This window comes from Photobacterium sagamiensis (genome assembly GCF_050337085.1).
In the GTDB taxonomy this organism is placed as follows: Bacteria; Pseudomonadota; Gammaproteobacteria; order Enterobacterales; family Vibrionaceae; genus Photobacterium; species Photobacterium sagamiensis.
In genome coordinates this window covers 240,063-264,084 of the sequence record NZ_JAKJSP010000012.1, presented here as the reverse complement: position 1 = coordinate 264,084, position 24,022 = coordinate 240,063, and the positions used below count along the sequence as shown (strand labels likewise).

Below are 24,022 nucleotides of genomic sequence, written 5' to 3'. Positions count from 1 at the left end.
AGACTTCAAGCGATCAATATCACAATTCCAATCATTAACTATACCGATCCGGCATGGGAGAATCAGCAATGGCATTTCTCAACGTGAACGTTCTATTTTATCGTTATTACAGTTAAAAACACTGTAGGGATAAGAACATGAGCAGGAAATTAGGTATTTTGGGCGGAATGGGGCCATTAGCCACTGTGGAATTTATGCAGAAAATAATTGCGCAAACACCAGCTCGTAATGATCAACAACATATTCCCATGCTGGTTCGTAATATCCCTCAGATCCCGGACCGCACCGACTTTCTGATTGGTAATGGCTTGGACCCTTTCCCGGCATTAAAAAAAGGCTTTGAAGAACTTCAACAAGCCGGCGCTGAATGCATCGTCATACCGTGTAATACCGCGCACTATTGGTACCCACGACTTCAGGCAATCAGTAAGGTGCATACCATCAACATAATCGACAGTGTCGTTACTGAAGCAAAACAGCGTGGTTATAGTCAAGTGGGTATTTTAGCAACATCAGCCACTATGATGACGCGTATGTATCAGGAAAAACTGGCACAATGTGGGATTGATGCGATAGAAACCACAGAGCAAGAACAACAAGCTGTCATGGAAGGTATCTGTGCAGTCAAAGCCGGGGATGTTGAACACGGGCAACGTTTAATGGCACCTGTTTTTGATGCCATGCTTTCCCGCGGTGCGAATGCTGTTGTTTTCGGATGTACTGAAATTCCCGTCGCCTTGGCAGAGCAAGGCCACCAGCAGCCTGATCAGTGTCTGGATTCACTTGAAATCCTAGCGACTCAGTGTATTTCCTGGTCGCAAGAAGATCCTCACGAACTTGTTGCCTAGTGTCTTCTGACGCCATCTCATCTTTGCTGCGCTCAAAGCCACATAGGCAGCGCAGCAAAGAGTATCAATATAATATTCTGAAGCTACTCTCGCAACACACCGCAGCTAAGTTGCCGCTTCGCTAACCCTTTCTCTTCGCTCCATCTTCTCACTCATGCCATTTAACTCCCTTGCTTGTTGATTCTTAGACCCGTACCCCCATTTCAAGCCTAACTGATTAACCTTTGACCCACTTGTATCAGTACCGAGGGTTATACGCCTTGGCTATCCGTTATATAATATTTTAAATATCAATAGTATCAGCCGCCAACGGCGCATCCTCAGGGAAAATGATGAGTTCAGCGAAAAGGAACAGCGGTATGATATATGCCCCAATTCAATCTATTTTCAGGCAGCTTACGTTAGCGCTCCTGTGGCTTGCTGCTGCATGCATCCTTCCGGCCGAAGCATCCGACCATGGCGGTATAATTCGGGTGGGAGGAGATCATAACTACCCCCCCTATGAATTTCTCAACGAGAACGGCGAACCGGACGGTTACAATACTGAGCTCACCCGGGCTATTGCTGAAGTGATGGGGATCAAGGTCGACATTCAACTTGGCGGATGGGACGATATGCGCGGAAAGCTGGAAACCGGGGAAATTGATGCACTACAGGGGATGATCATTTCCGAAGCCCGGTCCCAGGATTACGACTTCGCGCCAGCTCATGCTGTTGTCCACCAGTCCGTATTCGCCCGTAAAGGCTCGCCAAGTATTTCTGAGCTAAGCGAATTGAGTGGCAAAGAGGTTATCGTGCAAAGCGGTGGCATCATGCACGACTATTTATTACAAAATAACGTGGGAGCCCGGCTGATCCTGGTCGATACCCATGCCGATGCGCTGAGGTTGCTGGCATCGGGCCAGCACGATTATGCTCTGGTTGCCAATCTGCCCGGTCTTTATATGGGACGGGTACTTGAGCTATCCAACATACTCCCGGCTGGCAAACCTTTTAGTGCCCAGCTTTATGGTTATTCTGTCCTGAAGGGCAGGCAAGAGTTACTGGCCCAGTTCAGCGAGGGGTTGGCAATTCTCAAAAATACCGGGCGACAGCAAGCTATTTATGACAAATGGCTGGGCCCACTGGAAAACCGGGGAGTGACCTGGAAGAAATTGGGTATGGCAGCCGCTTTTGTTTCCGCACTGCTGTTGCTGATACTGGGGATCATTATGATCTGGAACCGGACCCTCAGCCGAGAGGTCGCACGGCGCACCCGGGAACAGCAACTGCAGCAACAACAGTTAATTCAGGCCGACAAAATGACTTCGCTGGGTATCTTGGTTTCCGGTGTTGCCCACGAGATCAACAACCCCAGCAGCCTGCTACTGCTTAACCTGCCAATACTGAAAGACGTTTATCAGGATGCCGAAGAGATCCTGGAAGCCCATTACCAGGATCATGGTGATTTCCTTATTGGCGGCCTGGAATACAGCCGAATGCGTGAGGCCATTCCGCCTATGTTGGATGATATGCTGACCGGTATTCACAGGATCCGCCGAATTGTTGATGATCTGAGGGATTTTGCCCGCCAGGAGCCGGCCGATCTGAGTGAAACGGTCGATCTTAATGATGTCGTCGCCACGGCCATTCGTCTGGTCGACAATACCATTTCAAAGTCCACCCATCACTTTAAGGTCAACTACGCCGATAAGTTGCCGTGTTTTGAAGGTAATGCCCAGCGTATAGAGCAGGTGGTGATCAATTTGATCATCAATGCCTGTCAGGCGCTGGAAAGTCCTGCTAATGGAATTTCAGTCCGTACCGTCTATCAGGGTCCTGAAAACATGCTGAAATTAGAAGTTTGCGACCAAGGGCGGGGGATCGCTCCCGAGCACTTGCCGCACCTGAGCGATCCGTTTTTCACCACCAAGCGGGAACAAGGTGGGACCGGTCTTGGGCTATCGGTCTCGTCCACCATTATTCAGGAACATGGTGGTACCCTAACCTACGACTCTACGCCCAAGCATGGAACTTGTGTGACACTCTCGTTACCCGCCATTAAAGGAACCACATCTTAATGAATACTAATCGCTACCCCACTTTTGGCGTATTGCTGGTCGATGATGAAGCGGCCTTCCTGCGCAGCCTCAGTATTGTTCTGGAACGACGAGGAGGAATTAACCACATATTCCAATGTGAGGATAGCCGCGACGTAATGGGGATCCTCGCTAAGGAGAATATTGGGCTGGTGCTGTTGGATCTGACCATGCCCAACCTCTCTGGCGAAGTCCTGTTGCAAAAAATCGTCGAAGAATACCCGGAGATCGGGGTCATTATTATCAGCGGGTTGAACCAGCTGGAAACAGCAGTGAACTGTATACGCCTCGGTGCTTTCGACTATTTTGTCAAGACCACAGAAGAGGACCGGCTGATCGAGGGGATCAAACGCGCCATTCAGATGCAGGAGATGCGGCTGGAAAACCAGGAGCTGCGCAGGCGTTTTCTCACCGATACTCTGGAGCACCCTGAAGCCTTTTCGAAGATCATCACTGAAGATAAAGGCATGCGATCGGTCTTTCAGTATCTGGAGTCTGTCGCACCCAGCAATCAGCCCGTCATGATCTGTGGTGAAAGTGGCGTCGGCAAAGAGCTGATCGCCCAGGCCATCCATACGCTGAGTAACCGTCAGGGATCGCTGGTCTGCGTCAATGTTGCCGGGCTGGATGACAATGTGTTTGCCGATACCCTTTTTGGCCACCACCGCGGTGCGTTTACCGGTGCGGACAAAGCCCGGGCTGGCATTATAGAGCAGGCTGCAGGCGGTACCCTGTTTCTGGATGAGATCGGAGACTTGAGCCAAGCCTCGCAAGTTAAATTATTGCGCCTGTTGCAGGAAAGAGAGTACTACCCCTTGGGCAGCGACCGGCCAAAACGTTTACGTGCACGGGTAGTGGTGGCAACCCATCAGGATCTGGCGCAAAAACAAAAAGAGGGGAATTTCCGCAAAGATCTTTACTACCGCCTGAAAACCCATGAGGTGGATATCCCTCCCCTACGCCAGCGTAATGCAGATATTCCGTTGTTGCTTGAGCATTTTCTCAAAGAGGCGGCAGACGAGCTGGGTAAAAACAAACCCACCATCCCCAAAGAACTGCCTGTCTTGCTCGCCAACTATGCGTTTCCCGGCAACATACGGGAACTCAGGGCACTGGCGTATGACGCTATGAGTTTACACCGCTCGCGGATGCTCTCTATGGACGTTTTCCGCCGTGTGCTTGACCAAAACATCCCCCCTCCGGAGCCCGAAGCCAGCAGCGAACAAATGCTCTTTAATCCGGACCGCCCTCTGCCGACCATACAAGAAGTCGGGGATCTTCTGATCAATGAAGCTATGCACCGGGCACAAGGCAATCAGTCACTCGCCTCCAAGCTGCTAGGGATTTCACAGCCAGCATTAAGTAAGCGGCTCAAAAAAGCCCAGTCCTAGGGTCACACCCTATGGACCTGACTCATTAATTATGATTGACCAAGCATATTAATTCTTTATCGATGAAAGCAAACAGTCATCATCCCAAAAACCGCCAGACACAAGACTTACCTGGCGGTTATCAGGGATCCATGTGCGGGGATATTTGATGACTGAATTCGTCAAACTTCTATCGTGATAGTACTCACCCATTAAACCCCTATAACCTAACGAAAAGTTATAACCCAGCCATTAACAGGTAAGCTACTGATTATAAATAAATAATAAGGTAACCGCACCATCAGCCCATTCCTTTGGTTATACCCCTCCATAAAATCCAGTCATATTCATTAACCTATTTCTTCCTTTAAAAACAAGAAGATAATGTAAAATGTTAACTTGGCGTTAAAATTGCTATATGTATTCCAAGGCAAAATGGGATATACCCCCGTTTAGCCGTTTATTGAACACTTTAAACACAAAAAATTATTGGAAGTAACACAACTTCAACCCGCTAAACAACGGACAAGGAAATAACATGGAACAAGCACAAGTTAAGCCAAGCGGCTTCTGGGGCAACCTCGCCCTGTGGAAGAAAATTCTGATCGGTATGGTGCTCGGTGTGATCGCAGGAAGCGTACTCGGGCCTGATGCTGAAATGCTCAAACCTATCGGAACCCTCTTTATCAACGCCATCAAAATGTTGATTGTACCTTTGGTTTTCTGCTCACTGATAGTGGGTGTCACTTCAATGCAAGATACCCAAAAGATGGGACGTATCGGTGTGAAATCAGTCGCGATCTACCTCGCAACGACTGCTGTCGCCATCAGTATTGGCCTGGGCCTGGCAACCTTGCTGACACCGGGAGAAGGTTTGAATATGACAGCCTCTGCGGTAGCAAGCGAGGGTAAAGAAGCGCCAACGCTAGTGCAAACCATTCTTAATCTAATCCCTAAAAACCCTATAAGCGCACTGGCAGCCGGTAACATTTTACAAATCATCGTCTTTGCTCTTGGCCTGGGTGTTGCCCTTAATTTATGTGGCGAAAAGGCGAAGCCTGCCGTACAGGTATTCGAAAGCCTGGCTGAAGCCATGTACAAGCTGACCGAGCTGGTCATGAAGTTTGCGCCTTACGGTATCTTCGGCCTGATGGCCTGGGTGGCCGGTAAATACGGTCTGGATATTTTGCTGCCGTTGTTCAAGGTGATTGCCGTTGCCTATATCGCTAGCCTGCTCCATGTACTGGTCTTCTACACAAGTGTTATCAAGATTTTTGGCCGCCTGAACCCTGTACCTTACTTGAAAGGGCTGGTTAACCCTGCCGCAGTGGCTTTTACTACCACAAGCAGCTCCGGCACCCTACCGGCAACCATTAAGTGCGCACGTGAAGAAATGGGTGTTTCTAAAGGGATCTCCAGCTTCGTATTGCCGCTTGGTGCAACCATCAACATGGACGGTACGGCCTTGTATCAGGGTGTGGCCGCTCTTTTTGTCGCCCAAGCCTTCGGCATTGATCTTTCTTTTGCTGATTACCTGACGATTATCATGACCGCGACGCTGGCCTCTATTGGTACCGCAGGCGTACCGGGTGCCGGCCTGATCATGCTCTCGCTGGTATTGACAACCGTCGGTTTACCAATGGAAGGTCTGGCTATCATTGCCGGTATCGATCGGATCCTGGATATGGCGCGTACCAGTGTTAACGTCTGTGGCGATCTGATGGTGTCTATTCTGGTAGGCCGCAGCGAAGGTGAGCTGGATACCGAGGTTTATAACAGCACCAGCGAAGTTTATAACCGTACCGGTGAAGAGGCTGCATAAAGCTCTGCTATTTAATTCTGTTACAGTCTCGCCTTCATAAACAGGTAAGGCTGCAACCGAAAAAATGCGCCTGGCGACTACGTTCAGGCGCACTTCCTGCCCTACTTCGTCACAGATATCCAAGCCACCTCAAGATGCAGAGTTCAGCTTATGCAGCAATAGTGAATTGTGCGATCAAACAATGTAGCAAAATTATATATATAAAAATGACTGCTGCGGTTTAACACGTATTAAATTAAACATCAGATACGCTAAGTCCGTATTGGCTCGGCCTAAATACCTCAACCTCAGAATAAAATCTGTGAGCCCGCTTCAATATTCTGCTTAACTAATAACTCTAGCCGTTAAAATTAACAAAAAAACAACTGAACACTATTTTTAACAAATAATCCCCACTATGCATTAAAAGCATTATTACTTACTTTTTAGCATTTCACTTTGGATGGTGAAAAGACCATTGTGTCGGTGTCTTTTCATCATCATCAAAGGTAACGGCTATGCTCAACAATTCTAATAAGGTACGTATCGAAGAAGATCTACTAGGTGAACTGGAAATTCCGTCATCGGCTTATTACGGGATCCACTCTCTGCGTGCCTATGAGAACTTTTCTATTTCGTCGATGACAATTTCTGATGTACCTGAGTTTGTTCGCGGCATGATGTTTACCAAGAAAGCAGCCGCAAAGGCCAATATGGAACTGGGCACTATCCCTAGTGATGTGGGCAAGTACATTATTGAAGCCTGTGATCTGATCCTTGATACTGGTAAATGCATGGATCAGTTTATCTCTGATGTATATCAGGGCGGTGCCGGTACTTCAGTCAACATGAATGCCAACGAAGTTGTCGCTAACGTTGCGCTCGAGCTAAAAGGGCACGAAAAAGGCGAATACCACATCATCAACCCCAATGATCATGTGAACAAGAGCCAGTCGACTAACTGCGCCTATCCAACAGGATTCCGTGTTGCTGTATATAACAGCATCATCAAGATGATCGGTTCAATCGAATATCTTCAAGCAGCCTTCGATGCAAAAAGCGAAGAGTTCCAAGATATCCTAAAAATGGGCCGAACTCAGCTACAAGATGCCGTACCGATGACTGTGGGTCAGGAATTCCGTGCTTTTAGCATCTTGTTAAAAGAAGAAATCAAAAACCTGAAATACGCAGCCTCGCTGCTTCTGGAAGTAAACCTTGGCGCTACTGCTATCGGTACCGGTCTTAACGCACCAGCGGGTTATCAGGAACTGGCAGTGAAATACCTTGCCGAGGCAACCGGACTGGACTGCGTTCCTTCCGAAGATCTTATCGAAGCCACTTCTGACTGTGGTGCCTATGTAACCGTTCACGCCGCGCTTAAACGTCTGGCAGTCAAACTGTCTAAGATCTGTAATGACCTGCGCCTGCTTTCTTCCGGACCGCGTACTGGCTTAAACGAGCTTAACCTGCCTGAAATGCAGGCCGGCTCTTCGATTATGCCAGCCAAGGTTAACCCGGTTATACCTGAAGTGGTTAATCAGGTTTGCTTTAAAGTGTTCGGCAACGATACTACGGTTACCTTTGCCGCAGAAGCCGGCCAGCTGCAGCTCAATGTCATGGAGCCGGTGATCGGTCAGGCTATTTTTGAGTCCATTGAACTGCTGAATAATGCTTGTATCAACCTTGCCGATAAGTGCATCAGCGGTATCACCGTGAACAAAGAAGTTTGCGAAAACTTCGTCTTTAATTCTATCGGTATCGTTACCTACCTGAACCCGTTTATTGGCCACCATGAAGGTGACATTGTCGGTAAAATTTGTGCTGACTCAGGAAAAAGTGTTACAGAAGTGATATTGGAGCGCAAGTTACTTTCAGAAGAACACCTGAACGAAATATTTTCTGTACAAAACCTGATGCACCCTGAATACAAAGCAAAACTATATAACTAATATAGATTATAGATAACACCAAAAATAAAAGGGCTAGATACTAGCCCTTTTATTATGCTTGCATTGAGGATATATATTGCAAATAAACGCTTTCATGCTTGAGGGGAATTTAAAAACTCACCCTATTAATTAGCCAGTCAACTCTTTGATCGGACTCACTTTACTTAACTCGTTCCACATAGCTTCACATGATGAGTGCAGCTTAGAATAATAGCGATAAACATACAGGTCTAATGGAACCGGCTCTCTCTCTGTTAGTATTTTTAATTGACCTGATGCTAGCTCCTCTTTTATTGCATAATCAGGTAACCAGCTGATTCCCTTGCCTTGCAACACTAAAGCCTTGATAAAATCAGTCATTGAAGATGAACATACCGTATTAGAGGTAAGCTTGGCATTGGCTCGATGAAGCGCTCTTCCCATATAGCTTTCTGGTGTATAGTCCAGACATGGAACATCATCATTTTGTGTAAGATCAAAAAGCGGAGTTCCATTTTCGTCCACCGCTGAAACACAGTACAAATAACTACGGCCAAGATATATTGATCGGTACGGGGCAACTTGCAGCCTATCTTCGTAAAATGAGAATAAAAAGTCGCACTTTCCGTCTATGAGTAATTCAACTGCGTCATCAACTTCATTGGCATCAACAGATAAACTTGTATTCAATTTTGGGTTAAACAGACACGAATGTAATTTAGGCAACAAGCTGATAGCAACGGAGTGCGCAGAGCTTAACCGAACAGTATGTCGACCATGAAAAGAGCTTCCTGCTAAACGGTTAACTTCTTCATCTATTTGATGAATAATAGATTGTGCCGTCGTTTTAAACTGCTTTCCACACAGAGTCAGTTCAATAGGTGATTTACTGCGATCAATCAAGACTAAACCTAATTCTGCTTCAAGCGATTTTATTCGTCGGCTAAATGCTGGTTGAGTAACATTGCGGACAGCTGCTGCATGGGAAAAATTTTGTAGTTCAGCAAGGGTAAGGAAATCTTGCAGCCATTTTGTTTCTATATTTTTCATTTATTTTGCTCAATACTATTGATTCTACGGCAGTCGTCATTTCAAAATAACTTTGTATAAAAATAAGCTCTTACATAGATAATTATAGGTCATTAGCAGATGATACTAAGGATCAATTAGTTATTAACAATTGTCTATTAAGTTGATCACAAACCTTAAATTTAACCTGATGCTTTTTAATAACCAAGCCTTTTATTTCAGCATTTCACAAGCATGGCAGATAATCATACCATTCACCTGTAACATTATTATAAATAACACTGCCATTGTATTAACAAATGCGATGGGTGATACACATACAAATAGATTCAATATTAACCGTTCAATCCAAATTAGAAACAAGTCAACATATTATTATAAGAAACTCGTATCCTAATAAATTAAAGGTCAATAAAATGAACTTAATCGTTAAATTATTGTGTGGAATATTAATAGGCATACTGATGGGTATGTTTGCGCCAGATGTACTTATTCAAAGTCTGATCACTGTAAAGTATTTGGTTAGCCAATTAATTAAATTTACCATCCCGTTATTAATCCTCTTTTATGTTACCAGTGGCATAGCAAGCCTACCGAAAAACTCCGGAAAATTATTGGGGAAAACCGTCGGCCTGGCATATATGTCAACGTTAGGTGCCGGTATTCTTGCGTTCTTGGTCGCAAAGAGCCTGTTCCCTATTTTACTCGATGGTGCTGGCCAGTTGCCCGAGGCTAAAGCCGCTCTTGCACCATTCTTAGCACTTCAGATCCCGCCAATAATGAACATTATGACGGCGTTGACTATTGCCTTCATTTTTGGTCTGGGCATTTCAAGTTCTGGAGCTGAACACCTGAAGAAAGTAAGTGATCAGGGCCGTGATATCATTGAGTTGTTTTTAAATAAAGTCATCATCCCGGCACTGCCTTTTTATATCGCAGGCGTCTTTGCCGATATGACAGTAAAAGGCACCGTATTTGCCACCTTGCAAACCTTTAGCCTGGTGTTAGTTGCTGTTATCGTCATGCACTGGGTTTGGTTGACCTTCCAGTTTGTCACTACAGGTATTGCCATACAGCAATCTCCGCTAAAGATCCTTCGTACCATGATGCCAGCCTACTTTACCGCTGTTGGTACGATGTCCTCCGCCGCGACCGTTCCGGTAACGTTGCAACAAACTAAACGCAATGGCGTATCAAGTTCAATTGCCAATTTCGTCGTGCCATTGTGTGCCAACATCCACATGTCAGGCTCGGTGATCAGTATCGCCAGTGTTGCGGTAGCCGTCATTCTCATGACCGGTGGTTCTGTCCCTAGCCTGCTCGAAGCCCTGCCATTTATCGCCATGTTAGGTGTCACCATGGTTGCCGCTCCGGGTGCGCCTGGTGGTGCCGTCATGGCTTCTGTCGGCTTGCTTGGTTCAATGCTTGGCTTTACCGAAGAAATGATTGCGCTGCAAATTGTTCTTCACTTAGCACAAGACAGTTTTGGTACCGCCTGTAATGTGACCGGTGATGGCGTAATTGCCCTGTTGATTGACAAGATGTCCGGCGAGACGGGAGAGACTGAAGAAGGATTAGAGCTGGTAGAAGAGACAATCTAACCAGGCTTAATTTTATTCATTGAATATCACAATAAGAGTTGTTTCAGGGCAACTCTTTTTTAAAGATAAACAGGATAAGCTGTAAATGTACGAAAATAATAAAACGCTATATCTTCCTTATGCCGGTCCAACCCTGCTAGAAAATGCCCTGCTCAACAAGGGCAGTGCGTTTTCGCCGGAAGAGAGACAAAACTTCAGCCTGATGGGGCTGCTGCCAGCAACAATCGAGTCCATTACCGAGCAGGAAGAAAGGGCATACAGCCAATATCAAACTTTCAACCATGATCTGGATAAGCATATCTTCCTACGCAACATCCAAGATACCAACGAAACGCTCTACTATCGTTTGATTGAGAATCATATTGAAGAGATGATGCCGATCATTTACACCCCGACGGTTGGTGCAGCCTGTGAAAAATTCTCAAACATCTACCGTCGCGGACGAGGACTGTTCCTCACCTACCCCGAACGCGGCAACATCGTTGATATTTTAAACAACGCGGCCCGTCAGGATGTGAAAATTATCGTTATTACCGATGGCGAGCGTATTCTTGGCCTGGGCGACCAAGGGATCGGCGGCATGGGTATTCCTATCGGCAAACTGGCGCTGTATACGGCCTGCGGCGGCATCAATCCTGCCAACACGTTGCCAATCGTATTGGATGTTGGCACCAATAATACCCAACTCTTATCGGATCCTATGTATATGGGATGGCGTCACCCGCGCATTACCGGACCGGAATATGATGATTTTGTGGAAGAGTTTATCCAGGCAGTGAAATYCCGCTGGCCGAATGCATTGATTCAGTTCGAAGATTTTGCTCAGAAAAATGCCATGCCTCTGCTCAATCGCTATAAGGATGAAGTCTGTTGCTTTAACGATGATATCCAAGGGACAGCCGCCGTTACCGTAGGCAGCTTACTTGCCGCCTGCAAGGCCGCCGGTTCCAAGCTTTCCGAGCAACGGATCACTTTTGTCGGGGCCGGCTCAGCCGGATGCGGGATTGCTGAGGCTATTGTTGCGCAAATGGTAGCCGAAGGGCTAAGTGACAGTGCTGCGCGCGAACGTATTTTTATGGTTGACCGCTGGGGGCTGCTCACTGACAACATGCAGAACCTGCTCGACTTCCAGCAGAAGCTGGTCCAGAAAAGTGCCACCGTCAGTCAGTGGAATGAGACCGGCAGCATCTCCCTGCTGGATGTAGTAAGCAATGCCAAGCCAACGGTCCTGATCGGCGTTTCCGGTGTCCCCGGCCTGTTCAGTCAAGAGGTGATCACGGAAATGCATGCCCACTGCAAGCGCCCGATTGTCTTGCCGTTGTCAAACCCCACCAGCCGTGTCGAGGGCACGCCGTCAGACATTATTCGCTGGACTGAAGGCGACGCGCTTATTGCAACTGGCAGCCCGTTTGACCCGGTGACTTTTAATGACAAGTCCTACCCCATCGCCCAGTGTAACAACAGCTATATTTTCCCGGGCATTGGTCTTGGTGTGCTGGCATCCGGTGCGACCCGTGTCACGGATGAAATGTTAATGGCAAGCAGCCGCTCCTTAGCCGAATGTTCGCCACTTGCTCGCAATGGGGAAGGTGCTTTGTTGCCACCTTTACAAGAAATCCACCAGGTATCCCGTCATATTGCGCTGGCGGTGGCCCGAAAAGCCGTAGAACAAAATAAAGCGCCGCAACGTACCGATGAACAGTTACTTGAAAAAATTGACAGTTTTTTTTGGAAACCTGAATATTTAAAATACAAACGAACCGCACTGTAAATTTATACCAATCTGATTAATGCCCCCACATTATTCAGATTGGTATTCGTTCTGTTTTCGGGACAGGAAGAGCCTTACAAAAAACCACAAAATGGCTTGGAACATTTTTTACGCCCCAAGCCATTTATGCCAAAGCTTATCTAGCTCTCATAAATCGGCCCACCGAACGATGTCACCGGCGGTGCTTCACCTTTGAACTTCTCTATATCGACACTACAGGTGTTAGCACTGGTCGCCTGCGCCAGTTCTGATGACGCAATATCCTGAGTGAGCGTATTAGGATCACCGTAAGTATCGATAGCACCCACTTTTTCATTCAATGGGCCATACCACGCACCTTCTTCGATGCGCACCACACCTGGGGCATAACTATCGGTAAGTACCGCACCGGCTAATAGCTGACCACGGTCATTAAATACGCGAACCAAATCGCCATCTTTGATCCCTTTTGCTGCCGCATCTGTCGGATTGATATAAATCGGCTCACGGCCCTGTACCGTATAAGTCTCACGGAACTCATCCGATTCACACATCTGCGAGTGCAAACGCTTATCCGGGTGACAAGACTGCAACCAGAACGGGTGTTTGTCTGAGCCCGGACCGCCATGAGATCGCTCGCTCTTCTCGAACCACATTGGATGGCCCTGGCACTGCTCGTAACCAAAACGGTCGATTTTACGGCTGAAAATTTCAATAAAGCCTGATGGCGTGCCTAATGCGTTTATTTCCGGATCTTCACGGAAGTCAGCATGGCGAACCCAGGGTTTACCGCCACCAAAATCAAGCACCCCTTTTTCCCAGAACACGTCAAACTCAGGCATCTCAAACTTGCCTTTATTGGCGTTACGACAGTCGGTATAGAGTGAACGTACCCATTCCATTTCGTCCATACCACGGGTGTACTCTTTGTGACGGCCGAAACGGCGGCTTAATTCTGTAAAGATCTCGAAATCTGTTTTTGACTGAAACAGCGGATCAACCAGCTTGTGCATTGCAAGCAAGCCACGACCACTGTATGAACCATAGACATCAATGTCATTACGTTCGAACTGGGTACAAGCGGGCAGAACGATATCAGAGAAACGACAGGTCGCGGTCCAGGCAAATTCAATGGTGACGACAGTTTGCAGCTTCTGGAACGCTTTTTTCATTCGGTTACGATCCTGATGGTGGTGCCATAGGTTATTACCACTCACCACCATCATTTTATAATCCGGTAATTTAACTTTTGAGCCGTTGTAACGAATTTCTTTACCCGGCTCCAGCAGACAATCCACCCAGCGCGCAACAGGGATCGTACGGCTGTAACCCTTGAAGTCGTCATTATCCCATTTAGGCTTCTGGCCTTGATCGACATTACGAGGGAAACCACCCGGTGCAGCAAAACCGGAAGAAGGTACACCAATCGAGCTGTAGTGGTGACCATAAGAGACCCCGCCGCCAGGCAGACCAATCTGGCCAATCATTGCCGCTAGCACTGCCCCCATCCAGTAGGGCTGCTCACCATGTTGCTGACGTTGAACAGACCAGCCAAATAGGAGCTGAGTACGTTCAGCCACCAACATACGTGCAAATTCACGGATCTTGTCAGCAGATATCCCACAAATTTCAGCTGCCCATTCCGGTGTTTTCTCTACCTTATCTTTACTCTCACCCAATAGGTATGGGACAAAATCTTCAAAACCTAAGCAGTAAGTCTTAATGAATTCCTTATCGTACAGATCTTCTTTATATAAGGTATGCGCCAGCGCCAGCATAAATGCCACGTCAGTCTGCGGGTTAATATAAAGATGCTTATTACCCAAATAACGCTGAGTTTTATTTTTCACCGGATCAACAGAAACAACGTTGATATTCCCTTTCGCCACTTTCTCTTTCAGCAGTTCCAGGTAAGCAAACGACTCATGGGTTTCACAGTTCCAGCCGACTTGCAGGTTCTTATGGGGATCATTCGCCCATAAGATAATATTCTTGCTGTTATCCAGAATTTCAGACCAAGATGTACCTTGTGCATAGACTTCCGTCGAACCCAGAACATAAGGAAGAATCGTCTGACCGGCCCCTGTTGAATAGTCTCCCACTTTAGTGATGTAGTTCCCATGCATACCTACAGCGCGTTGCATATGGCTGGTACAGCTGTGGAACTGACCAGTCTGACGCCAACCGGTCTGGCCGGCATGCAATGCCCACGGGCCGTAATCTTTCTGTACTCGTTCAAGCTCCTGATAAAACAGATCCAATGCTTCATCCCATGTCACCCGAATAAAGCGATTATTACCCCGGGTTTCACCACTGTATTTATGCTTTTTCAGCCAATCTAAACGAACCATCGGGTAACGTACCCGCGACGGGTTATAAATGATCCCCTTGATCCCGTTGATCATCTCCGTCGGATGCTTATCCAGCTCTAACGGTTTAATTTCAGCCACTTTGCCATTATAAATACGAGCCCGAAAAGCACCCCAGTGCGAACCAGATACTTTCCAGAGACCGCTGGCTTGATCACCTGCCGCTTCTGTTGCGGCTTTAGCCGCTGACATTAACAAACCCGGCCCGATAACAGACGCAGCGCTTGTAGTTGCCAACCCTTTTAAAAATTTACGTCGACTCAGAGACATATTAAATCCCTCGCTTACTCTGTCACTTTAATGGCCTGCGTCAGAAAAATCTGACGAGTGTTTTTGTAAATATTTCAATACCAAGGCTTGACTGTCATGATCGAAGTTAACAAACGCTTGCATTCCGTCGTACATACCAGGCCAGGTATTGGCATCAAAGTGATTTTCAGCCGGTTGGGTATGACACACACTACAGTTGGTATTGTAAGCAGATTTCGCTTCATCCCAGATGACTTGAACATCATCAATTAATGAATCTTGCGGCATCCAGAGCTTCACCTTTACACGCTGCCAAGGAAGACCGGTCATTTCGTCTTCTTTTTCTTCAAACGTTTCTACCAGGCTTTCGTTCTGGGCAGTCGCTTTACTCAGCGCTGCTGTTGAAATATTAAAACCAAAGTCTTCATTAATTACCCGCCCAAAGCCTTTCATTTTTCGCCAGCCTGATAACTCGATCTGTATCGCCTTATCGGAGACCGCAACAACCTTAATCGCAGAGGCAGGATTCAACTGACCGCCATCAACGGTTAACGCTTCGTCTTCATATATCGGCAAATGACGCACACTGTAATAGGTCTCTCCGGCATTAAAGCTTGTACTGGAAGATTGCTGAACCAATTGCGAAATCATACCACCAGAGCTTTCCATATCGGCGGGTAGCTGGTGGGCAATGCCTTTATGACAATCAATACAGCTCTGATCGCGCTCGGCGGCCTGTTTCATTTGCACTTTGGCAAGGCTCGACATCTCTTCCCACTTCAAGCTGTCGTAATCATGGCAGTTTTTACATTCCAGCGATTTATTGGCAGAGAAGCGCTTCCACTCGTGTTGCGCAAGTTCCAGACGTTTCTCCATGAATTTTTCACGGGTACTGATGGTGCCAAAAATAGCCCCGTAAACTTCTTTGCTGGCCTGCATTTTGCGTGCAATTTTATCTGTCCAGTTATGGGGAACATGGCAGTCTGGACAAGTCGCCCTGACACCAGAACGATTCGACCAATGCACCGTTGATTGCAGCTCTTCGTAGACGTTGTCACGCATTTCATGACAACCAATACAAAATTTCTCGGTATTGGTCATTTCCAGGGCGGTATTAAATCCTCCCCAAAAAAGTACTCCGGCAATAAAGCCGCCCAGGGTTAATACGCCCAAACTTATATGCACTGCAGGACGCCAAAAAGTAGCCCACAGCTTTTTAATCAAACTCATCATAATAACCTACCTGTTTTTATTGGCTGTGATTTTGATTTAGCCGTGACCAGGAGGGCCGAGGAAGAATACTTGGAATGCCCAGATAAGAAAACCGTAGCCACCAACTATTGCAATGGCAAGAATGGGGAATAGGCAGACAGCGATAAAGAGAAAAGAGCGCCACTCATATTTAGCTCGGTCTTTTTCTTCTACTGCATCAGAATTACTCATTGCTAACATCCTATTATTGTTATGTTTACCCCCCTTCACTAAACGCTAAAGGGGCAGCCATACCCGAAAGTATAGTTAAGGATGTTGCAGCCTTAGATAAAAAAACGCCGCCTGACAAGGCGACGTTATTGTTAGAGCCTGTTTCAGATCACAGGTTTAGTGCCGTTGGCATTACACCTGGCTGGCAAGTTGCTGCTTAGCCCTTTTCTTGATGATAAAGGTGATAACCACAAGCAGGGCGATAATACCGATTAAGAATGGCAGTAACTGCATAAACTGGCCACTGCGGGCAAAGGTGATCGCCAGCATGATCAGCCAACCGCTCAACATAGGGATAACGGTGCGGCGGACGATATCAAAAGGGGACAGTCCCGACAGACCGGCGACCGCAATGATGACGCCGGCAATCGGCGAAATAGTCCGACCCATACCAGCAGACAACTGAATGGGCAGGATCATATCGGCGACATTGGTACCTATTTTTTCCGCTATTTGTGGCACCATCGGCGCGAAGGAGAAGAAAGCTGCATTGCCAGAGCCCATGAGTGCTGAGATTGAAAAGGTCAATACAGCCATAAACAGCACAATCACACTGGCTGCAAAGCCTGCACTGCTTGCCATGTCTAACAGTGCCTCAATAGCCCCGATTGATTTCAAACCCATAGCGAAAGTCTGACCTGCAATGATCAGGGTAACCACAGTGGCGAACACCTTGCCCATGTCATTGAAAATCCCCTGCAACTTTACAAATACCGGCTTGGCTTGTTTATGGCGAAGGTATTCACACACCAGACCGATAAAGATGCTCAGCAAAATCGCGGTATCCATCCCCACTCTAATTGTACCGACACCCATCTTGCTGAAAGTCAGCATGAAAAACAACGGCAGCATCGGTAGCAGCAAGTAGTAGAGAGGAGCGTCAGCTTCTGTCTCTTCAATTTCACCTTGTAATTGTGCAGACTGTTCTTCCGGGGCCATTTTGCTATCAAAATATCGCTGTACCAGAGCATGGATGCCGGCAACAATCACAATTAGCATGCTGATGACCGGAAGCTGCTCGTTAACAAAATAGTCTGTAATATCCATCCCGGCAGTTTGTGCCGCGAGGATCGAATTGCCAGAGCCCGGGCCGAACTCAATCGCACAGGTGCTGGCAAGTACTGCCGCAACGGCGGCTTTACTGCAACCTAAGCGGATCAATACCGGATAGAGCGTTGCCATCAGCAGCAAGCCCAAACCAGTTGCACTGGAAATAAACAGCGACAGTGCCTGACCCAGGATCAGGGCTAGTGCCAGCATCAGATAGGGAGAGTTCAGTTTCATCAATGGCTTTGCAGCCACTTTTACCATCACCTGGCTGGCACCGATTGCAGACATGAACATCGCAAAACCGCCGATCAGCATGATCTTAAGGCCTAAGCCCCCTGCTCGGTGACTAAACGTATTCCGGATATACTCGAAAATATCAAAACCAAGCCATCCTGTTGATTTATCAACAAAAGCTGCATCATTGGTAAAAACAGCGATGGCCATCATGGCAATACCGGTTAAAAACAGTACGGCCTGTGGGTTGTAGTTTTTTAAAATCAGTCGACCCGCAAAAATGAGTCCGATCAATGCTATAAGTAAGCTCATGATTATTCCTTTATTCGAAGTTACCAGCGACCAGCAGATTATTATCAGCCAGCATGGTTTTGCCTTTAGCGATCACACCGTGCAGAGTAAAGTCATCGTTAAATATACAAATATCAGCATCCCGACCAGCCTGAATACGCCCTTTGTTAATGCCAAGTGAGTCAGCGACATTAGATGTCAACATGGCAAAGGCCTGCTCTGGTGAAATCCCTTGATCGATAAGTTTTGGCAGCAACAAAAGGTTGCTGTCGACATCCGCGGCGGCCAGTCCGGTTAGTTCCCCCTGAGGGTTGAACTTGGGTAAGCTGCCGTTACCATCGGAACTAATGGTGATTTGTCTGGCTGCAATGCCCGACTCCAGCGCCAGTTTCACAGCATGCTCGGGCGGGGTGAAGCGGCTGCCGCCGGAGGTAATATCAATGCAACCACCACGTAAGGCGAATCCAATTGCTTCATCAAACAACGACTCAGTTCGGGCGACATGGGTCGGTGAGAAATGATGGATAGGTATTCCCATATCAAGCAGTTCATTAATCTGAGCAAAGGGTTGTGGCAGGCTGCCCATATGGGTATGTAATACCCCCCGCTTTCCCGATAACAAGCTGGCAATGCGGAGATCGGAGACAATCCGTACCAGTTCTTGTGTCGTAGGAAACGAGCAGCGATGATCGGCCAGCGCTATTTTTACCCCGAGAATACGGGGAATGAAGGTGAGATCATCACGGATATTGCCGGTGATGGTTCTGGTCGGCACTTCATAAGATCCGGTGTGCATGAAGGCGGTAATGCCTTCCTCGGTCAGTGCCGCCGCTTTGGCATAAAGGTCTTTGGGTGAACGGGATATACCGTCGGTACCGAGAACACCAACAACGGTGGTGGTTCCGGCCTTGATCAGTTTTGACAGCGTGACCTGCGGGGTTCTGCTGGCAAAGCCTGCTTCACCGCCACCTCCGGTAAGGTGGATATGCTGATCAATCAGTCCCGGTGTGACCATCCTCCCCCCGCAATCGATGACAGTGACATCACTCAGTCCTGTTATGTTCAGTGCTTGTTCAATTGCCACGATCTTGTCATGGGCAAGCAGAACATCGGTTCTGCCAACATGCTCCGGGCAATAGAGATCGGTATTTTTCAGTAGGGTAAACATATTTTCTCTTAGTATTATTTTGGATAAATGTCTCAGACCACTTGATAAAAAGCGGCGGAGGAACTAACAAAAACTACCGCTTTATACGGCTTCTATTCATTGCCAGTCAGCATACCCGCACTTTAACTGTGAGTATTTTGTTTTCCATTGCTGATTTCGAATGATAGTATGCATTCAGATCATAAAGACCGAAAAATAAGGATAATTGAATGGAATTCAAGTGGTTAGATGACTTCATGAGCCTGCGGGAGCAGGGAAACTTCTCGGCTGCGGCACAAGCCAGGCATGTTACCCAGTCGGCTTTCAGCCGTCGGATCCAGGCTTTGGAGGTATGGGTCGGCGTAACATTATTTGATCGTACCTCTTACCCGATTGAGCTAACCGAACACGGGAAAAAATTTGTTCCCTATGTGGAAAACTTGCTTGATATGGTAAAAGTGACGAAAGACGATTTTTCTCAGGCATCACTGAAAACAGACAAGTCCGTTCGCATTGTCTGCCTCCATTCCTTTGCGGTAAATTTGCTGCCGAGTCTGTTTAGCCAGGCCGAACAATTATTCGAAGGACTCAATTTCGCAGTTAACCCGTCAGTGCAAGGAATAGATAATCACTTTCAGGCACTGCTCGACAACTCTAACGATATACTTTTTGCCTACAATACCAAGGGAATGCGTCCTTCGTTTTTAATCGAAAATAAACTCGATCGCTGTTTAGTCTGCAAAGAAAGCATTATTCCGGTTATTTCACCACAGTTACTCAAACAGCACCCGAACGATCAGAGCTATCCCTATCTGGCTTATTCTGAACATACTTTCTTGTTTAATGTTGTCGCACCATTAACCAAAAGGATCAAGCTTCCGCTAGAGCAGGTCTTTGAAACAACGCTTAGTGAGTCACTCATCAAAATGGCCGTTAACGGAGCAGGTATCGCCTGGGCGCCCATGCATGCGATTGAAAACGAATTAGAGCAAGGTTTGTTGGTTCAGGCATTTACTGATCAGCCCGAAACGGTAATTTCTCTGGAGGTTGTCTGTTATCGTTCGAAAAACCCGACACGCCCCGCTATTAATCAGTTTTGGCAGGGTATTGAGCAATTATCACAAGAGGCTTATACCAATCGGGATAAGTAAGTGTTCAGATAATTGCGCAGGAAATATCGCCTAAGATAAGGAATAGTTTGCAGTAACTAGTACTTAATCACAGACGTTTTGACCAGTTCAGCCAAAAAACTTCGTCATTCCGTAAAATGAGGTACGAACTTATACGGAATCTAAGGCGCACACAGCTAGAGCTGGATCCCGGATATCTCAATGGTATGGACTCCCCACCTTAACCGACAGCGTCGACTAAGGTAATAGTGTCAACTAACCAGGAGCCCATACCATGAATAAGCCTAACACTATTTATATTGACCTTGCCAAAACTGTTTTTCAAGTTGCGCTGTTTAACAAGCATGGCAAATTGAAATCTTCTCAGAAAATGTCCCAGAAACAGATGGTAGTATTTATTGCTAATAATCCTGGTTCTCTGATTTGCATGGAAGCCTGTGCGACAGCACATTTTTGGGGACGATAGTTTCAAAAAAGTGGGCACACGGTTCAACTCATTCCTGCACAAATCGTCAGAAAGTATCGCTCTGGTAATAAAAATGATGCGAACGATGCACTTGCTATTTTTGAGGCCGCTCAACGTTCAGATGTGCATTTTGTTCAAGTAAAAACCACAGAGCAACAAGATATTGCCAGTGTGCTTAAACTTCGAGAAAGCTACATTAAACAACGTACAGCAACCGCAAATCGCATTCGAGGCTTTGCCATGGCAATATGGTGTAGAATTCCCTCAAAGCATCAATAAACTGCGCAAGTTACTGCCATTTGAGTTAGAGAGCACTTATAACGCACTGACTTCTTCTGCTCGGTTTATCTTGAATCAACTTTTTGCAATCCTTTGTCGGTTTCTATTGTTGAAGATGGTTATTAGTACCACCGAAGAAGATGGCGACCATTTACTAATTTTATATCAATAACTTAATCTGAAACGTGGGAAATTTTACATAAATTAGCGCAATCCCCCCCAAAAACCATTTTCTTGAGTTGAATTTGACATCACCTCGCATATGCTACCGCACTCATATTACAAAAGAAAGGAATCTAATATGTCTGTTGAGTTTGGTGAAGTTCGCTCGAAGTCTTACCAAAGTGCTATTTCTCAGTTCCCAGGTGTTTGGGATGAAGATATGCAGATAATGCATCAATATCTAAGCCCAAAAGAGGGAGACGTTGTTGCTGAATTGGGAGCTGGTAGTGGATTTTTTAGCTTTGCAATTTTAGATGGGGTCAAAAACTCAGGGCAGTTGCATGTCATTGATCCTTCGAAAGCTCAGCTTGCCCCTCTATTTGCTGTTGATGCTCAAAACTTAACAATCTCTTGTACGACTGCGGAAGACGCTGCTTTTACCAGTGATACCAGCTTTGATCTTATTTGGAGTCGTGGTGCATTTCATCATGTGGCTGATAAAACGGCAGTAATGAGCAAGTTGTCGAGACACAGTAAGCCTGGTTCTAAATGCATTATCTTTGATATTTTTTCCGGTAGTACAACAGCCAAGTTTTTTGATGATTTTGTAGCTAAAGCCTGTACTACCGGCCATGAAGTTAGCTTTCTCAGTAAAGAATTTGCGAAGAGCTTGTGTCTAAATAGTGGCTGGGGGGCGCCTGAGCTTATCGATATCCCACTAAAGTGGAAGTTTAAAACGGAAAGTGATATCGGCAAGTTCATTGGCTTATTGCTATCTAATAAACCAGGGGTTTCTGTTGATGACACGCTTAAGAACGCCAAAGAAATTTTGGGTATCGAAAAGCACGCAGATGGTGTTTACCTTAATTGGCCTATGACGCTAATGATCGCTGAGAAAGGGAGTTAAGAAATAATGGTCATCGACAATATTGCTTTATATGTGCTTACTTGTACATTGGCGGCTGGCACTCCTGGCCCGGGTACTATTGCCGTTTTAAACAGTGCATCGCTGAATGGCTTTAAGAAAACACTACCACTCATGTTGGGAATTGTGTTTGGTATGGGGTTTGTAGGCATTCTGTCCTCCTTTGGGGTTAATGCGGCAGCAAGTTACTCCGACGACCTATTCAGCCTTTTACGGGGGCTGGGAGGGGTTTACATCGGCTATATAGCTATTCTTTGCTTTAAGAGCGCATTTAATAGCAAAAGTGGCTCGAGCAGTACCAGTAACAAGAATGTAAATTATTCGTTTCTTACTGGAACGATGGTGGTGTCACTGAGCCCTAAGACATTTATGTTTTTTTCTGCATTACTTCCAACATTTTTGATTCCTGGTAATGCTGTTGAATGGCAGTTCATTATGTTGACAGCCATTTTACTACTGTGCACATTTTCAGTTCATTTGGTGTATGCGTCATTTTGCTCAGCATCTAAGAACTTTTTGCAGTCTAAGTCTTTTTATATTGAGTTGATATCAGGTATTACGTTCTTATTTTTTGCTTTCACTGCAATATTTAGTGGAGTCAATTGATGAGACTGACACAGAAGTTAAGTAGCAACAATGTGCCTTTTGTTGATGAGTTGTTCGCTGCTGCGATTGACCCAGGCATCATTTCTTTAGCTGGAGGTCTACCAGATCCCGACACATTTCCTGAAGAGATTATTAGTTCTTTGGGCAGCGACTATCTGAAAAATGCTGGTGTGTATCAATATGGCTCATCAATCGGATACCGCCCTTTAGTCGACTACCTATCCGCCGACTATGAGCTCGAGGAAACTGGCTCGTTGATGATGTGTAATGGTGCGCAGCAGGGACTTGATTTGGTTGCTAGGGCTTTTTTAGACGAGAGTGACTCTGTGGTTATGGAAGTGCCAAACTTTGTTGGTGCTATCCAAGTGTTTAAAATGACCTCCGCTGCGATAATCGCTGTTCCACCGTTGACCAATGACCAAGCTTTCTTTGAGTTGGAGAAGGTGTTTAGGGATCGTAGGCCGAAGGTGTTCTATGCTGTGCCTGATTTTTCAAACCCTACAGGTTTTACGTGGTCACTGGCAACGCGCAAACGTGTCGCCAACCTCTGTATTCAGTATGGGGTGATTCTACTGGAGGATGTTCCCTATCGACAACTTAGGTTCTCAGGAACTAGCCACCCTTTAGCCTCGAAATTTTGTCCTGGCAATTCTATTGTTCTTCGTTCGTTCTCTAAGGTGACTGCTCCTGGCTTTAGGCTTTGTAGTGTTAGCGGATCTAATAAGTTGCTAGCGCCTTTAATAAAGTTGAAGCAAATAACCGATATCCACTCTTCACTACCTATGCAAGCTTTGTTATTGGAAGTGTTGAAGCATCCTGGGTTTTCTGAACACTTGTCTAAGGTGAGGAGAAATTACAACAAAAGGTACTCCAAGATGATGGCTGTTATCAGGGGTAACTTACCCAGTTCGTTTGAGGTGGATGGCATTGAAGGTGGGATGTTCGTTTGGATGAAGGTTCCCAAGTGCGATACCTTGGATTTGGCAGATTACCTTTTGCAAAAAGGTATCGCGGTTATGCCAAGTGCATCCTTCTACCCTGACGGGAATGCAATAGAGATAGGCATTCGGATCAACTTTACAAGTCTCCCATACAGCCAGATTGAAAATGCGGTAATTAAACTTTGTAATGCTCTTAATGATTACAGTTATAACGACGGGTTCTGTGCAAAGTTTTCGAAAGTTACAAGGTGATTTTAACCAGCAAGTATGAGCAAATGTTTATGCT

Annotated in this window: 19 protein-coding genes; 13 read left to right on the top strand and 6 right to left on the bottom strand. The window is 46.3% G+C overall.

Annotated features, from left to right (window positions below):
- The first annotated feature begins 137 nt into the window (after window positions 1–137).
- The 5 genes from cuyB to aspA all read left to right on the top strand — a co-directional run bounded on the left by cuyB (window position 138) and on the right by aspA (window position 8,046).
- Window positions 138–848 (top strand): cysteate racemase, encoded by a 711-nt coding sequence (gene cuyB, locus L4D76_RS03460; RefSeq protein WP_428439536.1) that lies wholly within the window; start codon window positions 138–140, stop codon window positions 846–848.
- 359 nt (window positions 849–1,207) lie between these two features.
- A complete protein-coding gene (locus tag L4D76_RS03455) occupies window positions 1,208–2,908 on the top strand; it encodes a transporter substrate-binding domain-containing protein (RefSeq protein ID WP_428439535.1) in 1,701 nt (566 codons plus the stop codon).
- Window positions 2,908–4,317: a sigma-54-dependent transcriptional regulator gene (locus L4D76_RS03450; protein ID WP_428439534.1), complete on the top strand. Its 1,410-nt coding sequence runs from the start codon at window positions 2,908–2,910 to the stop codon at window positions 4,315–4,317. The genes L4D76_RS03455 and L4D76_RS03450 overlap by 1 nt, the downstream gene beginning before the upstream one ends.
- 517 nt (window positions 4,318–4,834) lie before the next feature.
- Window positions 4,835–6,118, top strand: coding sequence for a dicarboxylate/amino acid:cation symporter (locus L4D76_RS03445; protein WP_428439533.1), 1,284 nt, complete (start codon window positions 4,835–4,837; stop codon window positions 6,116–6,118).
- A gap of 497 nt (window positions 6,119–6,615) precedes the next feature.
- Entirely contained in the window at window positions 6,616–8,046 is a 1,431-nt protein-coding gene (gene aspA / locus L4D76_RS03440; RefSeq protein WP_428439532.1) for an aspartate ammonia-lyase, read from the top strand.
- A 129-nt stretch (window positions 8,047–8,175) separates the two neighbouring features.
- Here aspA and L4D76_RS03435 read toward each other — a convergent pair whose 3' ends face one another.
- Window positions 8,176–9,075, bottom strand: coding sequence for a LysR substrate-binding domain-containing protein (locus L4D76_RS03435; RefSeq protein ID WP_428439531.1), 900 nt, complete (start codon window positions 9,073–9,075; stop codon window positions 8,176–8,178).
- Window positions 9,076–9,470: 395 nt separating this feature from the next.
- Here L4D76_RS03435 and L4D76_RS03430 point away from each other — a divergent pair, with 395 nt between their 5' ends.
- On the top strand, window positions 9,471–10,655 hold the full coding sequence (locus tag L4D76_RS03430) for a dicarboxylate/amino acid:cation symporter (protein WP_428439530.1): 1,185 nt from the start codon (window positions 9,471–9,473) through the stop codon (window positions 10,653–10,655).
- A gap of 85 nt (window positions 10,656–10,740) precedes the next feature.
- The gene (locus tag L4D76_RS03425) at window positions 10,741–12,426 is read left to right on the top strand and encodes an NAD-dependent malic enzyme (protein ID WP_428439529.1); all 1,686 of its coding nucleotides are present in this window, start codon (window positions 10,741–10,743) and stop codon (window positions 12,424–12,426) included.
- Between the two features lie 140 nt (window positions 12,427–12,566).
- Here L4D76_RS03425 and torA read toward each other — a convergent pair whose 3' ends face one another.
- The 5 genes from torA to iadA all read right to left on the bottom strand — a co-directional run bounded on the left by torA (window position 12,567) and on the right by iadA (window position 19,248).
- Window positions 12,567–15,044 (bottom strand): trimethylamine-N-oxide reductase TorA, encoded by a 2,478-nt coding sequence (torA, locus tag L4D76_RS03420; protein WP_428439528.1) that lies wholly within the window; start codon window positions 15,042–15,044, stop codon window positions 12,567–12,569.
- 27 nt (window positions 15,045–15,071) lie between these two features.
- On the bottom strand, window positions 15,072–16,256 hold the full coding sequence (gene torC / locus L4D76_RS03415) for a pentaheme c-type cytochrome TorC (RefSeq protein ID WP_428439527.1): 1,185 nt from the start codon (window positions 16,254–16,256) through the stop codon (window positions 15,072–15,074).
- Between the two features lie 36 nt (window positions 16,257–16,292).
- Complete coding sequence (locus tag L4D76_RS03410; RefSeq protein ID WP_428439526.1) at window positions 16,293–16,466, bottom strand: periplasmic nitrate reductase, NapE protein; 174 nt, start codon at window positions 16,464–16,466, stop codon at window positions 16,293–16,295.
- Between the two features lie 171 nt (window positions 16,467–16,637).
- Window positions 16,638–18,101, bottom strand: coding sequence for a C4-dicarboxylate transporter DcuC (gene dcuC / locus L4D76_RS03405; RefSeq protein ID WP_428439525.1), 1,464 nt, complete (start codon window positions 18,099–18,101; stop codon window positions 16,638–16,640).
- Between the two features lie 10 nt (window positions 18,102–18,111).
- Entirely contained in the window at window positions 18,112–19,248 is a 1,137-nt protein-coding gene (gene iadA, locus L4D76_RS03400) for a beta-aspartyl-peptidase (RefSeq protein WP_428439524.1), read from the bottom strand.
- Window positions 19,249–19,457: 209 nt separating this feature from the next.
- Between iadA and L4D76_RS03395 the strand changes: the two genes are divergently transcribed.
- From L4D76_RS03395 to L4D76_RS03370, 6 genes are all read left to right on the top strand, one after another.
- Window positions 19,458–20,378, top strand: a complete 921-nt coding sequence (locus tag L4D76_RS03395) for a LysR family transcriptional regulator (protein ID WP_428439523.1) — start codon at window positions 19,458–19,460, stop codon at window positions 20,376–20,378.
- A 253-nt stretch (window positions 20,379–20,631) separates the two neighbouring features.
- On the top strand, window positions 20,632–20,823 hold the full coding sequence (locus L4D76_RS03390; RefSeq protein WP_428439522.1) for a hypothetical protein: 192 nt from the start codon (window positions 20,632–20,634) through the stop codon (window positions 20,821–20,823).
- A gap of 30 nt (window positions 20,824–20,853) precedes the next feature.
- Window positions 20,854–21,102, top strand: a complete 249-nt coding sequence (locus L4D76_RS03385; RefSeq protein WP_428439573.1) for an IS110 family transposase — start codon at window positions 20,854–20,856, stop codon at window positions 21,100–21,102.
- A 301-nt stretch (window positions 21,103–21,403) separates the two neighbouring features.
- Complete coding sequence (locus tag L4D76_RS03380) at window positions 21,404–22,171, top strand: class I SAM-dependent methyltransferase (protein ID WP_428439521.1); 768 nt, start codon at window positions 21,404–21,406, stop codon at window positions 22,169–22,171.
- Between the two features lie 6 nt (window positions 22,172–22,177).
- Window positions 22,178–22,795 carry a LysE family translocator gene (locus tag L4D76_RS03375; RefSeq protein WP_428439520.1) on the top strand — a complete coding sequence of 206 codons (618 nt, stop codon included), beginning with the start codon at window positions 22,178–22,180 and terminating at the stop codon, window positions 22,793–22,795.
- Entirely contained in the window at window positions 22,795–23,988 is a 1,194-nt protein-coding gene (locus tag L4D76_RS03370; RefSeq protein ID WP_428439519.1) for an aminotransferase-like domain-containing protein, read from the top strand. Before L4D76_RS03375 ends, L4D76_RS03370 begins: the two co-directional genes overlap by 1 nt.
- Window positions 23,989–24,022: the final 34 nt, after the last annotated feature.

Excerpts from the sequence above, each read along its gene's own strand:
- cuyB (WP_428439536.1), top strand. The coding sequence starts at position 138 with ATGAGCAGGAAATTAGGTATTTTGGGCGGAATGGGGCCATTAGCCACT.
- L4D76_RS03455 (WP_428439535.1), top strand. The coding sequence starts at position 1,208 with ATGATATATGCCCCAATTCAATCTATTTTCAGGCAGCTTACGTTAGCG.
- L4D76_RS03450 (WP_428439534.1), top strand. The coding sequence starts at position 2,908 with ATGAATACTAATCGCTACCCCACTTTTGGCGTATTGCTGGTCGATGAT.
- L4D76_RS03445 (WP_428439533.1), top strand. The coding sequence starts at position 4,835 with ATGGAACAAGCACAAGTTAAGCCAAGCGGCTTCTGGGGCAACCTCGCC.
- aspA (WP_428439532.1), top strand. The coding sequence starts at position 6,616 with ATGCTCAACAATTCTAATAAGGTACGTATCGAAGAAGATCTACTAGGT.
- L4D76_RS03435 (WP_428439531.1), bottom strand. The coding sequence starts at position 9,075 with ATGAAAAATATAGAAACAAAATGGCTGCAAGATTTCCTTACCCTTGCT.
- L4D76_RS03430 (WP_428439530.1), top strand. The coding sequence starts at position 9,471 with ATGAACTTAATCGTTAAATTATTGTGTGGAATATTAATAGGCATACTG.
- torA (WP_428439528.1), bottom strand. The coding sequence starts at position 15,044 with ATGTCTCTGAGTCGACGTAAATTTTTAAAAGGGTTGGCAACTACAAGC.
- torC (WP_428439527.1), bottom strand. The coding sequence starts at position 16,256 with ATGATGAGTTTGATTAAAAAGCTGTGGGCTACTTTTTGGCGTCCTGCA.
- L4D76_RS03410 (WP_428439526.1), bottom strand. The coding sequence starts at position 16,466 with ATGAGTAATTCTGATGCAGTAGAAGAAAAAGACCGAGCTAAATATGAG.
- dcuC (WP_428439525.1), bottom strand. The coding sequence starts at position 18,101 with ATGAGCTTACTTATAGCATTGATCGGACTCATTTTTGCGGGTCGACTG.
- iadA (WP_428439524.1), bottom strand. The coding sequence starts at position 19,248 with ATGTTTACCCTACTGAAAAATACCGATCTCTATTGCCCGGAGCATGTT.
- L4D76_RS03395 (WP_428439523.1), top strand. The coding sequence starts at position 19,458 with ATGGAATTCAAGTGGTTAGATGACTTCATGAGCCTGCGGGAGCAGGGA.
- L4D76_RS03390 (WP_428439522.1), top strand. The coding sequence starts at position 20,632 with ATGAATAAGCCTAACACTATTTATATTGACCTTGCCAAAACTGTTTTT.
- L4D76_RS03380 (WP_428439521.1), top strand. The coding sequence starts at position 21,404 with ATGTCTGTTGAGTTTGGTGAAGTTCGCTCGAAGTCTTACCAAAGTGCT.
- L4D76_RS03375 (WP_428439520.1), top strand. The coding sequence starts at position 22,178 with ATGGTCATCGACAATATTGCTTTATATGTGCTTACTTGTACATTGGCG.
- L4D76_RS03370 (WP_428439519.1), top strand. The coding sequence starts at position 22,795 with ATGAGACTGACACAGAAGTTAAGTAGCAACAATGTGCCTTTTGTTGAT.